Source organism: Streptomyces sp. NPDC004266 (assembly GCF_042874095.1).
GTDB lineage: Bacteria > Actinomycetota > Actinomycetes > Streptomycetales > Streptomycetaceae > Streptomyces.
The window spans coordinates 59,066-72,934 of the sequence record NZ_JBIAMM010000001.1; the positions used below are offsets into that span (position 1 = coordinate 59,066).

The following is a 13,869-nucleotide window of genomic DNA, read 5'->3' on the forward strand; positions in this document are numbered from 1 at the left end:
CCCCGGCGGGGGAAGCCGGGGGCCGCGCATTCGGGAGCGGTTCGGAGCGGTCCGGAGCGGTCCGGGCAGGACGGGTCAGAACTTCAGGGTCCAGTGGTCGAGCGTCCCGGAGGAGCCGGCCGAGATGTCCTCAACCCGGAGCCTCCACACCCCGCTCGCCGGGGAGGCGGAGGCGTCCACCGTGTAGACCTGCTGGATCACGCCGTTGCCCTCTTCCTCCACCGAGTCCTTGACCAGGTACACCTTGCCGTCCGGGGCGACCAGGTGGACGTCCAGGTCACCGCGCCAGGTGTGGGTGGCGTGCAGGTACACCTGGAGGTTCTTCGGCGCGTTGCCCGCGATGCCGGTGACGGTGACCGGGACCTCGACGGTGCCCGGGTCCGGGACCGCGTGCGGGGTCTGCACCTCGTACGCGGGGAACGTCATCGACCAGGCGTTGAGAGTGCCGACGGAGCCGGTGTACGGGTCGGAGACCTTCAGCGTCCACTTGCCGTCCGCCGGGGAGGCGGAGGCATCCACCCGGTAGGTCTCGCGGAGCACCCCGCCGTTCTCGGTGGCGGCGGTGGAGGTCGTACGCAGCGGGTAGGTCCGGCCGTCGGGGGAGAGCAGGTCGATCCGGACGTCGCCGCGCCACTCGTGGGTGATGTCCACCGCGACCTGGAGGGCGGCCGGGGCCTTGCCGCCGATGCCGTCCACCGTGAGGTCGGAGGTGACCGAACCGCCGTCCGGGACACTGAGGTTGCCGGTCATGGCGAAGGGGGTGGGGAAGTTCAGCGACCAGCCGAGGAGGGTGCCCTTGCCGCCGGCGGAGGCGTCCGTGATCTGCAGCTTCCAGGTGCCGGAGGCCGGGGAGGCGGAGGCGTCGACGGTGAAGCCGCCGAGCGCGCCGCCCGTCTCCGTGCCGGAGGTGGACTTCAGGCGGTACAGCCGCCCGTCGGGGGCCACCAGGTCGATCTTGAGGTCGCCGCGCCAGTCGTGGCGGCCCTCCAGCTCGACCCGGAGCGCCTTGGGAGCGTTGCCCGGAACCCCGGTGACGGTCAGCGGGGCCTCCAGGGTGCCCGGGTCCGGGATGGTCCGGTCGGTGTCGTCGAAGACCTGGGAAGGACGCGGCCGGGCGGCCGGCGCCGGCTCCGGGGCGACCGTCCCGACGACTGCCTTGCCGACGTCGATCCGGGGGGTGACGGCCCCGGTGTACGTGATCGGCGTGCCGGTGGTGCCCAGCTTCGCCACCAGGTTCGCGATGCCCTCCGTCGGGTACTTCTGGCGCAGCAGCGCCAGGGCGCCCGTCACGTGCGGGGCCGCCATCGAGGTGCCGTTCTTCGCCGCGTAGCCGCCGCCCGGGACCGAGGACACCACGGACGTGCCGGGGGCCATCAGGTCCAGCAGCGGGCCGCGGTTGCTGAACGAGGCCACCTGGTCGTCGTCGGTCGTGGCGCCGACCGTCACCGCCGACGGGACGCAGCCGGGGGCGTTGACCGCGTCGCCGTACCCGTTGTTGCCGGCGGCGACGACCGTCGCCACGCCCACCGAGTACAGGCTGTCGATCACGGACTTGCGGGGGTCGGTGTCGCAGGCCGTGGTCCAACGGCCCGCGCCCAGCGACATGTTCGCCGCGACGATGTCCATGCCGGACTGCTTCAGCGCGTACACCTTCTCCAGCGCCTTGATCTGCGAGCTGGTGAAGCTCAGCACGCAGGGGCTGTTGCCCGCGCCGCAGTAGTCGTCGGAGTCGAAGCGGGAGAACACCTGCATCGCCACGATGTTCGCGCCCGGGGCCACGCCGCGCTTGGGGGCGCCGCTCAGACCGGTTCCGTTGCCGGCGGCTATGCCCGCCACGTGGGTGCCGTGCGAGCAGGCCGCGCCCAGTTCCGCGCAGCTGCCGGCGTCGGCATCGGCGCTGCCGGCGCCCTCCTGGGAGGCCTCGCCGTTCGGACAGAGGCTGGTCGCGCCGTAACTCTCGTCGTTCACCGAGAAGCAGGCCTCGGCCGTCACCCGGCCGCCCAGGAAGGGGTGGTTCTTCGCGACACCGGTGTCGATCACCGCGACCGCCGTGCCCGCCCCGGTGGCACCGGCGGCGAAGGCCTTGTCGGCGCCGATGCGGACCGTCGACTCGTCCAGCATCGGGGCGACCGGGACGTCCTCCGTCACGCTCACCACGTCAGGGTTGGAGCGGAGGGCGGTCAGTCCCGCCTGGTCCACCGTCAGGGTGACCATCGGCAGCCGCTCGTACGACACTTCGGTCTCGCCCGCCGCGGCGGCCGTGGCCACGTCGGAGCGGGTCTGGGTCACCACGTTCACCCGGACCGTGCCGCCGCCCGCGGTCCCGGTCTCCAGCGCCGGATCCACCGGGACCTCGTCGGCGGCGGCCGGGGCCACCCCGACCAGGGGCACCAGGCCCGCCGGCAGTGCGCCGAGCAGCAGGCCCGAGGCCATCGCGACGGCCACAGCAGATCTCTTCACGACAGGCTCCAGGGAGTAGGCACCGAGCGGGCGGTGCCGCGGCGGTAAAAGGGGGAGGGGGAGGGGGGTGACTCGCTTCTGGGGCCCGCGGGTCCAGGGCCGGAAGTTCAAGGGGGCGGGGGCCGTGTGAGCAGGCCCCGCGGCGGGGACCGGACAGCGGCCGGCGGTCGCTCAGCTGTCCGGTTCCCCTGCGAACGCGTTCCCTGTCAGGTGGCGTTGGCGCCGTTCTTCGGGCTGCCGAAGTAGAAGACGCCGAGGTAGTACGAGTACGCGGTGGAGCGGCAGGCGCTCTTCCAGAAGTACGCCGGGCAGGTGTTGTAGTAGAGCATGTTGTAGAACGCGACGTCGGTCGCGATGCCCTTGTTGCGGTCCAGGTAGTACCGGTAGCCCTTGTAGCTGTTGCCGATGGTGCCGTAGCCGTAGTCGTGCGAGTCACAGGCGGTACGGAAGTCCCAGCCGCCGGGCTTGTCGGAGGAGTCGGTGCAGTGGTCCTCGAAGATGCCCATCACCCAGGCGCCGGTCGGGGTCTTCTTCCAGCTCGGGTTGTGCCAGCCGTAGTGGGCGACCTTGGTCGCGCAGCCGCTGTACTGGTACCACATCCACGTCTCGGGCCGGGAGCAGTAGCTCGGGTAGGCCTGGGCGGAGGTGATCTCACCGCCGGCGAAGTCCTCGGAGGCCGGGGCGACGCCCTCCGCCTGGGCCAGGCTGGGGGCGCCCTGGACGGTGCCGCCGGCCTCGGGGCGGATGCCGGTGGTCTCCACCGCCTGCGGGGCGGCCGCGTCACCGGAGTAGGTCAGCTGCCAGGACGCGCCGTCCTCGGCGGAGGCGGCGACCACCCGGTCCGAGGCGTCGTAGCTGTAGGCGTTGAGCTGGCTGCCCGCCGCCGGGTCGACGACCTTGCGGAGCAGGCCGGAACCGTCGTACGAGTAGCGGGCGAGGGTCTGCACGGTCTGGCCGACGGTGACGGTGATGTCCTTGACCTGGCCCGCGACGTCGCCGAGGGTCTGGCCGGAGGCCGTGGTGGCGCTCGCGTAGTTGACCTTCACCGTCTGCGCGGGGACGTAGGCACGCGCCGGGTCCTTGACGGTGGAGACGCGGCCGGCGCTGTCGTAGGTGACCGTCGTCTGCTTGTAGGCGGTGTTGCCGACCGCCGTCACCCGCCAGTTGTCGCCGCTGCCGCCGACCTGCTTCCAGGTGTAGGACGGCTTGAGCGAGGCGGCGGGGATCGGGTTGCCGACGGAGTCCACCGGCACGTCGTCACCGGAGGCGACCTGGGTCAGGTCGACGTTGAGCGTCTCCGTGACCGTGGTCTTCAGCACGCCCGCGAGGTCGTCCCACTGCACGTTCTCCACCAGCGTGGAACCGTCGGACGCCTTGTAGGTGTTGATGCTGCCGCCGTTGGCGCCGGCCACCGAGTCGGTCAGGTCGTAGCGGACGGACTCGGCGGTGTCCAGGTCGGTGGTGGTGATCGAACCGGAGCCGAGGACCAGCTTGCGGTTCAGCTGGCCGCCGACGAACTCGGCCTCCCAGCTGGGACCGAACACCCCGAGGTCGGCGCGGGTGGCCGGGGCGTCCTGGGCCTGGGCGACGCCCGGCCCGGTTCCGTCCACCGTGTGGGTACGGCTCATCAGACCGTACGCCACGTCGTTCTCGGATATCTGGAAGCTGTCGTCGGACGACTGGTACATGCCCGGGCCGATCAGCTGGGTCTCACCGGTGTCCAGCGCCGGGGAGGGGAGGTCCTCGGCGACGGCCGACTGTGGGAGCAGCAGTGCCAGTGACACTGCCGCCACTGCGGGAAGCGCGATTCTGCGCACGTTCGGTTCCTTCGGGTCACCGGCGGCATGCGGTCCGGGCCCCTGAGGCCGGCCCCTGTCTCGCCTGTTCGAACCGGTCGTTCTCGGCCGGCGACGAGAAACCTAGGAACCCGCCCCTTCGATCCGTTATGCCTCCGCCATCGCCCCGGCTGATGCCGCTCCGATGGCACCCGGTTGCCCGTACGGTGACGCCCGCGGACGCCCCTCGCACGGTGCCCTGCCGCCCCGCGCCGACCCGCTGCACGGCCCTGCGCTCGTACGGCCGGTCAAGCCGAGCCGGCGGTCACCGAGCGCGACCTCCAGGCGTGAACGGGCCGGTCGCGGGGGCCACGCACTTGTCGACGACGGTCGCCTCGCCGGCTGCCGAGCCCTCCAGGCAGAGCCGCCCGCCCTTCTCGCGCAGGTCGAGGAAGAACCGCGTGGTCGCACCGGACTGCTTCAGGTCGTGGATGCGCTCGTCCGCGTAGCCGAGGTCGTTCAGGATCGTCCTGACCTTCGCGGGGGTGGGGGCCGTCAGCTTCCAGAGAGCTCCGGCGATGCGCTCCTCGTGAAGGTTGCTCGCGCACCAGTCACGCCCGTTCAGCTCCACTTCCGGTCCCGCCGTGGGCGCGATCGGTGCGACCGCGTCGACCGGCGGCTCCGCGCCGGGCGGTGCCGCCGACGGGCTCGGCGGCGCCACGGGCGGGGCGCCCGGAGGGGGGCACGACTGCTCGATGTGCTCCTGGACCTCCGCGAGGGTCGGAGCAGACGGCCGGCTTCCCACGGCCTCCGCGCGCACGGCCTGCTCTCCGCCGACGGTCGTCTTCACGGTGCCGCACGCACCGAGCGCCAGCACGGCGAGAGCCGTCATGGCCAGGGTGAGCCGAGGCCGGTGCGAGGAACGGGCGAACGTGCTGGTCGAGGAAAGGATTCGTCTCATGTGCACAGCCTCTGATCAAGCCGCCCCTTGCGCGTGAGTACGCGTACTCACACGGGCGGGGGCAGGCACTCAACCCGATGAGAAACGACCGGACTTCAGCGAACCACGCGAGGAACAGCGCCCGTGGGTCCACACCCCCGCCGACGTCCACGCCCAGGCCGTCACGGCGTTCCCCTCGCCGTCCGCCCCCTGGCCTTCCCCCACGCACGGCTGCCGACCGCGTGCCCCGCACCTTCGGGGAGACGCTCGAGCTCGGCCCGAACGTACGGGCTGTTCCTGGGCGGAGGGCGGAGGGCGGAGGGCGGTGACGAGTGACTGCCGGCCGGTTTCATCCGGGCACGTCGGTCCTCCTGGCATCCCGGCTCCTCGCACGAAGCTCCTCGCACGAAGCGAGGGTCACTCCACGTCGACGCCGTATCCGCGCACGAGGGTCTCCAGGCCGTGGTCGTAGCCCTGGCCGACGGCGCGGAAGCGCCACAGCGGGCCCCGGCGGTAGATCTCGGCGAGGAGCAGGGTGCGTTCGCTGGTGGCGGCGTCCAGCGTGGCCTGGGCCGTGGCCGGAGCGTCGACACCCGGTGCGAGGGCGATCCGGACGGCCCCGATGTCGCCGAAGGCGGCGGATCCGTCGACGGCGGCGGCGATCACGATCCTGTGGGCGGCGGGAGGCAGTGCCGCGAGGTCGACGGCGATGGTCTGCTCGGTCGGGCCGTCGCAGAGGAGACGGGTCGATCCGTCGGGACTTTCCGGCGCGCCGTAGAAGACGAAGTCCCCGTCGCAGGAGACCTGCTCGTCCTCGTCGAGGACGAAGGCGACGACGTCGATCTCGCAGTTCGTCTGCTGTGCCCAGGAGGCACTCACATGCCAGTGACCGGCGAGGGGGAGCGCGGGGAGATCGATGACTCCGCCGCGGGGCAGGACCTCGGTGGTCGCGCCCTCCCGGGCGGGGACGTCGGCCGGCTCGGGCGTCCCGGGCGTGGGGGCTCCGAGCCAGGTGGGGGCGTGGATCGGAAGTCCCAAGGCGGTGACGCGGGTCATGCGGCGGTCGAGTTCCCCTCCGGGGAGGAGGACGATGTCGGTGACGCTCGCCGAGAGGTTGATCGCGGCGGCCCCGCCCAGTTCGACGACCCTGGCCCGGGCTGCGGACGCCTCCTCGTGGGTGCCGCCCAGAACGAGGACTCGCCGGCGGCTGAACGGCCCGGCGGGACGCGTGGACCCGGGCCGCCCGGGCGCCGGCCCGTCCGGGACGGCCGTGGTCGGGGTGGGGGACGGCGTCGGCGTCGTGGGCGGAGCGGCAGGGGGCGTCGCTTCCGGGGCCTTCTTCGGGGCCTGGTTCTCGTGCGGCGTTCCGGGGCGCACCTCTCCCAGCAGCTTGAGGAAGGTGTGCTCGTCGACGACCGGGACCCCTTCCGCGATCGCGCGCCGCGCCTTGGCCGAGCCCGAAGCCGCGTCGTCGGTGACAAGGACGCTGGTGTGCCGGCTGACCGACGACATGATGTTCAGGCCGGCGGCGACGGCTCGGGCCACCAGCTCGGCCCGGGGAGTCGCGGTCTCGCCCGTGAAGGCGATCTTCATGCCCTGGACGAGCGGACCACCGGGCGCCGGACGGCCCGGGTTCCGATAGGCGCACGGGGTCTTCGGCGGATTCGGCGCGAACCGCGGATCCTGTCGGGGAGGGCAGGGCACCAGCGGCAGCGGGATGTCCAGCCGGGCGGCCTCGGAGAGGGAGGAACGGAAGATCCCCGCGAGGACGCGCGTGTCGTCCAGCGCGTCATGCGCACTGGTCTGCGGCACGCCGTAGTGAGCGGCCAGCGACGCCAGGCTGAGGTCGGTGACGGGCGGTTCCACGCGCCGGTTCAGGGCGAGGGTGCACAGGCGCTGGGTGACGGGGAGGTGGAGCCGGGCGCGCGCGAACTCATGGGCCAGGAAGTCGTAGTCGAACTGCGCGTTGTGGGCCACCATGACGCGGTCCTGCAGGAGTGCCCCGATCCGCCCGGCCACCTGCTCGAAGGCCGGGGCGCCGCTCAGCCGTTCCGCGGTCAGGCCGTGGATGTGCACGGGCCCGGGGTCGCAGCCCGGGTTCAGCAGGGTGGAGTACTCGCCGGTCAGGGCTCCGTCCGGGCCGAAGGTCAGCACGGCGATCGAGAGGATCCGGTCGCGTCGCGCGATCAGCCCCGAGGTCTCGACGTCGACCAGAGCCCAGTCGTACGCGTAGTCGGGCAGGTGCGACACGTCGAGCGCGGAGGCGTGGGACATGGCAGCAAGGATGATCCGGACGCGAATGCGGCTTCAACCCGAATGCCGATTTGTCCCCCTCGGCCCCACCGGGAGACCGTGCCGGAATTCCGGGCCTTTTTCGGGCGGAACGGCCGCCGGAGGTGCCACGGCCGGTTTCAGCCGGTTCCGGCCGGACGGATCAAGCCGTCCAGGGGCTTCTCCCGGGCACCCCGGCGCCCGACCGAAAACCACCCCTGACCAGCAGAAAGGACCCTCCCGAAGGAGGGTCCCGATCTTGCGCCCCCGGCAGGACTCGAACCTGCGGCCAAGTGCTTAGAAGGCACCTGCTCTATCCACTGAGCTACGGGGGCCGGGTGGTGACCGTGTGGCCAGGAGCCCCTGGTGGGTGGGGTGTGCCTGCCGGGACAAGGATAGGGCTCCGATCGCCTTGGCCCGGTTGCTTCACCTGCGTGGCACGATGTGGAGGTTCGGTGAAGCGAACCGATAATCGCAGGCAGGTGCGATTCGCGCAGCGCTTTTCACGTCGCTGGGAGCGGGTGTTGTGCACTCGTTATGCCCGGCCTCCCGGTCGCCACCCTTCATCTTCGGCGCGCAGGGTCCTCATACGCTTCAAAAACACTCATAAATTGGGCATTCTTCGCATGTGGTGACCTTGGACGAACGGCCTCAGCTGATCGACGCACTCTCCGCCCTGCGCGACCGAGTCGCCGCCGTGCGTCTCCCACTGCCCCTCCCCGACACGCCCCGCGCCCGCCAGACCCGGACCGAGCTGCTCGCCCAGCTCGACGACTACCTGGTGCCCCGCCTGAAGGACCCCGACGCCCCGCTCCTCGCGGTCGTCGGGGGATCCACCGGAGCCGGCAAGTCCACCCTCGTCAACTCCCTTGTCGGGCGCCGCGTCAGCGAGGCGGGAGTGCTCAGACCCACCACCCGCACACCCGTCCTCGTCTGCCACCCCGAGGACCACCACTGGTTCGCCGGCATGCGGGTCCTCCCGCAGCTGACCCGCGTCTGGCTGCCCCAGGCCGACGAGGACCACCCCGTCGACGAACCCGCCCCCGAGGAGAACGCGCTGCGCGTCGAGACGGCCGCCTCGGTGCCCCGGGGGCTCGCCCTGCTCGACGCGCCCGACATCGACTCCCTCGTCGTCGAGAACCGGCTCCTCGCCGCCGAGTTGATCTGCGCCGCCGACGTCTGGGTCATGGTCACCACCGCCTCGCGGTACGCCGACGCCGTGCCCTGGCACCTGCTCCGCACCGCCAAGGAGTACGACGCCACCCTCGTCACCGTCCTCGACCGCGTCCCCCACCAGGTCATCGGCGAGGTCTCCCGGCAGTACGGGGCGCTGCTCACCAAGGCCGGCCTCGGCCACGTGCCCCGGTTCACCATCCCCGAGCTGCCCGAGTCCGCGTGCGGCGGCAGCGGGCTGCTGCCCGAGAGCGCCGTCGCCGAGCTGCGCGGCTGGCTCGCCCACCGCGCCCAGGACCCGGCCGCCCGCCAGCAGGCCGCCGACCGGACCGCCTCCGGTGTCATCGACTCCCTCGACACCCGGCTGCCCGAGCTGGCCGGAGCGGTCGCCGCCCAGTACGCCGCCGCCGTCCGCCTCGGCGGCGTCGTCGAGGCCGCGTACCGCGAGCAGGGCAAGCGGGTGCGCAAGGAGCTCGGCCGCGGCGCCGTCCTCGCCGGCGACGCCCGCACCCGCTGGCGCGCCTACCCCCGCGACAGCACCTCAGAGGAGCTCCTGGACGCCCTCACCGAGTCCCTCGCCGCCCTCCTCCACTGCGCGGTCTCCGCGGCCGAGGAGCACGTCCGGGACACCTGGCGCCGCGAACCCGCCTCCCAGCCCCTCGGCCCGCCGCGGGGCGGCGCGGACCGGGAGGCGGCCGAGCGGATCGGCGTGGAGGCGCGCCGCTGGCGCCGCGAGCTAGAGGAGCTGGCCGAGGAGGAGGTGCGGGGCGTCGACCGCCCCTCGGGCGCCCGCCTCTCCGGCTCCCGCTCCTCCGGCACCGTCCCCGAACCCGACACCGTCGCCGCGCTCCTCGCCGCCTCCCTCCTCGGCGGCCGCCGCGCCCGCGCCGCCGGCGACCGCCTCGCCGAACTCCTCGGCGCCCAGACCGCCCTGCGGCTGCGCGACAAGGGCGGCGAACTCGTCCTCTCGTACGTCGACCGCGTCCTGCACGCCGAGCGCGACCGCCGCCTCGCCCCCCTCGACGCGCTCGACGTGACCCCCGAGCCGCAGGCGGAGCTGATCGCCGCGCTCTCCGTACTGCAGAAGGAGAAGTGACGTGGTGGACGACGACCGGGAGCGCGGCCGTGCGCGCTGGGACGACGGGCTGATCGCGCGGCGCGCCGCCGAGAAGGCCGCTGTCGCGGAGGAGAGGGTGCCGGCGAAGCCGCAGGAGGAGGACGCCCTGCCGCCCCTCGGCGGCAGCTACGGCGGGCCGCTGCGCCGCCGTCTCGACGCCCTCCACGAGCTCGTCGGCCTCTCCCGCACCCGGGTCGACAGCGAGGCCCTCGCCGAGGCCGGCCGCGTCCTCGACGAGGCCGCCGCCCGCCAGCGGCTCTCCTCCCGGCACACCGTGATCGCCGTCGCCGGGGCCACCGGCAGCGGGAAGTCCACGCTCTTCAACGCCCTCGCCGGCGTGCCCGTCTCCGAGACCGGACTGCGCCGCCCCACCACCTCCGCGCCCATCGCGCTCAGCTGGTCCGAGGGCTCCGCCGGACTCCTCGACCGGCTCGCGGTCCCCAGCAGGCTGCGCCGCCGCCCCCTCGCGGGCGGCGCCGGCGACACCGAGCTCCAGGGGCTCGTCCTCGTCGACCTGCCCGACCACGACTCCGCCGTCACCGCCCACCGCGACCAGGTCGACCGGGTCCTCGGCCTCGTCGACGCCGTGATCTGGGTCGTCGACCCGGAGAAGTACGCCGACGCGGCCCTCCACGAGCGCTACCTGCGGCCCCTCGCCGGGCACGCGGAGGTCACCTTCGTCGTCCTCAACCAGATCGACCGGCTCGGCACCGAGGCGGCCGACCTCGTCCTCGACGACCTGCGCCGCCTCCTCGACGAGGACGGCGTGGCGCTCGGCGAGCACGGGGAACCCGGCGCGACCGTCCTCGCCGTCTCCGCCCTGACCGGCGAGGGCGTCCCCGAACTGCGCGAGGCCGTCGCCCGGTTCGTCCAGGAACGCACCGCTCCCGAGCGTCGCATCGCCGCCGACATCGACGCCGCCGCGGCCCGGCTGCGCCAGGCGTACGTCGCCGAAGGGCGGGCCGGCCTCGACGAACGGGCCCGGGACGCCTTCACGGACCGGCTCGCCGTCGCCGTCGGCGCCCAGGCCGCGGGCGAGGCCGCCGAGCGGGTCTGGCGCCGGGGCGCCATCCGCGCCTGCGGCACCCCCTGGCTGCGGCTCTACCGCTGGTACGAGCGGATGCGCGCGCACGGCTCCACCGACCCCCGCCTCGAAGTCCCCGTCGAGGACGAGCTGACGGCCCGCCAGCGCGTCGAGCAGGCCGTACGGATCGTCGCGGACGAGGCCTCGCGGGGCCTCCCGGTGCCCTGGGCCCAGGCGGTGCGCGAGGCGGCGGTGCGCGGCGCCGAGGGGCTGCCGGAGGCCCTGGACGAGCTGACGGTCTCCATGGGGGACCCGGCCGCCCGGCCGCCCCGGCCCGCCTGGTGGCCCGCGGCCGTCCTCGCCCAGGCGGTGATGACGCTCCTGCAGATCTTCGGCGCGCTGTGGCTGGTGGGGCAGATCGTGGGCGTCGTCGAGCCGGGCCTGCTGCCGCCGGTCCTCGTGATGCTCGGCGGGATCATCGGCGGCCCGCTCGTCGAATGGGCCTGCGAGGGCGCCGTGAAGGGCCCGGCCCGCCGGTACGGGCAGGAGGCCGAACGCCGCCTGCGGGAGGCGGCGGCCGCCTGCGGCCGGGCCCGGGTCCTCGACCCGGTGGCGGCGGAGCTGATGCGCTACCGGGAGGTGCGTGAGCAGTACGCGTCGGTGGTGGGCTCGCGGCCGCCGGCGTCCCGGATCGTCGTCGGCGGCGGGCGCTCCGGCCCGAGCCGGCTGGGCGCCACGAGGGCGGGGGCGCGGGTGAGGTAGGCCCTCGGCGGCGCGGGCGAGGTGGGCGGCCGGTGGGGCGGTTCCCCCTCCCGGGTGAGGGGATCTTCCCCAGGCGCGTGGTCGTCCACAGGCCCGAGCGGGGCGCGCCCGGCCGCCCCAGCATGGTGCCCACGGGGTGTCCACGCAGCAGGGCACCGGGAGAGTGGGGGGCGGAACCATGAACGACACGACCGTGACGCTCGTCGGGAACGTGGCGACGGCGGTGGAGTACCGGGACACGGTGGCGGGCGGAGTGGCCCGCTTCCGGTTCGCGGTGACCGCGCGCCGCTGGGACCGGGAGCGGGGGCTCTGGTCCGACGGGAACACCAGCTTCTACACGGTGTCGGCCTGGCGCTCGCTCGGCGCCAACCTCGCCGCCTCGGTCTCCGTGGGAGAACCGCTCGTCGTGCACGGGCGGTTGAAGGTCCGTGAGGAGGAGCGCGACGGACAGCGCAAGACCTTCGTGGACGTGGAGGCGGTGGCCGTGGGGCACGACCTGAGCAGGGGGACGGCCGCCTTCCGGCGCGCCGCCCGTGCGGAGCCCAAACCGCAGCCGGAGCAGGACCCGTGGACGGTGGCCGCGGAGGAGGGGGCGGCCGTGACACCCCCATTGGTAACCGCGTCCTGACCTTGTGTTGTGGGGATTTGTCGACCAACTTGCGTTGCTGATAACGATTCCGAGTCGGAATGGTTATCTGACCGTACGACAGGGCACCGGGGGGTTTCGCGTCCCTAGGATTCCCGGATACTCATGTGGCACGTGAGCCCATCGAGTCTGTGAGTCTTGCTGGCGTGCGCTCCCCCCACGCGAATCGACCAAGTTCGCGGAGCGTCTCGCCCGGAGGGGAATCCAATGTTTTCAGTTCGTGGGCGTGGCGTTGCCCGCCTCGCCGCCACGATCCTGGTGTCCGGCCTCGTCGCGACCGGCGCGATAGCGACCGCCGGTCCGGCCCTGGCCGATGACAACGCCCCGGGCGTCGGTGGCGCCATGGCGAAGTTCGGCGGCATGACGGAGGACGCGGGCGCCGTCGAGATCACCGAGAAGAACGGCACCAAGTGGTCCGTCAACGGTGGTCTCTTCAAGATGGAGGTGGACGGCGGGGGAAGCCTCTTCACCTACTGCATCGACCTCCGCACCCCGGCCAAGCGCGACTTCAACTACAAGGAAGTCGGCTGGGACGAGTCCTCCCTGCACAACAACGGCAACGCGGGCAAGATCCTCTGGATCCTGGAGCACGCCTACCCGAAGCTGTCCGCCGAGACCCTCGGCGGCAACGTGGGGGTCGACCTCTCCAAGCAGGAGGCCGCGGCCGGTACGCAGGCCGCCATCTGGACCCTCTCTGACAACGTCGTCGCCACGCCCAAGGACGAGGACGCGGAGAAGCTGAAGGAGTACCTGCTCGAGAAGGCGGTCGAGCTCGACGAGCCGACGGCCTCCCTGAGCCTCTCCCCGGCCACCGTGGCGGGCAAGGCCGGCGAGAAGCTCGGCCCGATCACCGTCACCACCAACGCCACCGCCAAGCTCGCGGCCGCCCCGGGCGCCGCCGCCGGCATCAAGGTCGTCGACAAGGACGGCAAGCCGGTCGCCGAGGCCAAGAACGGCGACCAGATCTACTTCGACGTCCCGGCCGGCACCGCCGACGGCACCGCCGAGCTGACCGCCGAGGCCACCACCAAGGTCTCGCTCGGCCGCGCCTTCGTCTCCGTCGACGGCCCGTCGCAGACCCTGATCCTGGCCGGCTCCAGCGACTCCACCGTCACCGCCAAGGCCTCCGCCACGTGGGCCAAGAAGGGTGCCGTCCCGTCCGTCACGGTCGCCAAGGACTGCGTCAAGGGCGGCCTGGAGATCATCGCCGGCAACAAGGGCGACGAGGCCTGGACCTTCGACCTGAAGGGCACCTCGTACACCGTCGGCGCCGGTGAGACGAAGACCGTCACGGTCCCGCTCGCCGAGGACGAGGCGTACAAGTTCACGATCACCGGCCCGAACGGCTTCGAGGAGACCTTCGAGGGCGTCCTGGACTGCAAGACGGCCACCCCCGGCCCGAAGCCGTCGGAGACCCCCTCCACCACCCCCTCGGCCACGCCTTCCACCCCGTCGACCACGGGCGGCACGACCGGTGACACCACCGGCACCACCGGCACCACCACGACCGGTGGCGGCGACCTCGCCGAGACCGGCAGCTCCAGCGCCACCCCGATGATCGCCGGCATCGCCGCCGCGCTCGTCGTGGTCGGCGGCGGCGCGGTGTTCTTCCTCCGCAAGAAGAAGACCGCCGGCCAGTGAGCCCAGGCCCCGGTGCCGGGCCCACGCCCGGCACCGGGCCGAAGCCCGGCCCCGCGGAGC

General features: G+C 73.0%; 8 protein-coding genes and 1 tRNA gene. 4 read left to right on the plus strand and 5 right to left on the minus strand.

The annotated features are described in order from the left end of the window. Window positions 1-75: 75 nt before the first annotated feature. The 5 genes from ACFYUZ_RS00260 to ACFYUZ_RS00280 all read right to left on the minus strand — a co-directional run bounded on the left by ACFYUZ_RS00260 (window position 76) and on the right by ACFYUZ_RS00280 (window position 7,781). Window positions 76-2,460, minus strand: a complete 2,385-nt coding sequence (locus tag ACFYUZ_RS00260; protein WP_389304923.1) for a proprotein convertase P-domain-containing protein — start codon at window positions 2,458-2,460, stop codon at window positions 76-78. Between the two features lie 206 nt (window positions 2,461-2,666). After that, complete coding sequence (locus tag ACFYUZ_RS00265; protein WP_389304925.1) at window positions 2,667-4,277, minus strand: phospholipase A2; 1,611 nt, start codon at window positions 4,275-4,277, stop codon at window positions 2,667-2,669. A gap of 283 nt (window positions 4,278-4,560) precedes the next feature. After that, entirely contained in the window at window positions 4,561-5,196 is a 636-nt protein-coding gene (locus tag ACFYUZ_RS00270; RefSeq protein ID WP_389304926.1) for a hypothetical protein, read from the minus strand. 396 nt (window positions 5,197-5,592) lie between these two features. Then, a complete protein-coding gene (locus ACFYUZ_RS00275) occupies window positions 5,593-7,449 on the minus strand; it encodes a TerD family protein (protein ID WP_389304927.1) in 1,857 nt (618 codons plus the stop codon). Window positions 7,450-7,708: 259 nt separating this feature from the next. Beyond that, a tRNA-Arg gene (locus ACFYUZ_RS00280) sits at window positions 7,709-7,781 on the minus strand. Between the two features lie 302 nt (window positions 7,782-8,083). Between ACFYUZ_RS00280 and ACFYUZ_RS00285 the strand changes: the two genes are divergently transcribed. From ACFYUZ_RS00285 to ACFYUZ_RS00300, 4 genes are all read left to right on the plus strand, one after another. After that, window positions 8,084-9,715: a dynamin family protein gene (locus ACFYUZ_RS00285; protein WP_389306232.1), complete on the plus strand. Its 1,632-nt coding sequence runs from the start codon at window positions 8,084-8,086 to the stop codon at window positions 9,713-9,715. A 1-nt stretch (window position 9,716) separates the two neighbouring features. After that, a complete protein-coding gene (locus tag ACFYUZ_RS00290; RefSeq protein WP_389304929.1) occupies window positions 9,717-11,522 on the plus strand; it encodes a GTP-binding protein in 1,806 nt (601 codons plus the stop codon). Window positions 11,523-11,700: 178 nt separating this feature from the next. Continuing rightward, entirely contained in the window at window positions 11,701-12,150 is a 450-nt protein-coding gene (locus ACFYUZ_RS00295; RefSeq protein WP_389304931.1) for a single-stranded DNA-binding protein, read from the plus strand. Window positions 12,151-12,375: 225 nt separating this feature from the next. Next, entirely contained in the window at window positions 12,376-13,809 is a 1,434-nt protein-coding gene (locus ACFYUZ_RS00300) for an LAETG motif-containing sortase-dependent surface protein (protein WP_389304933.1), read from the plus strand. The last annotated feature ends 60 nt before the right edge of the window (window positions 13,810-13,869 follow it).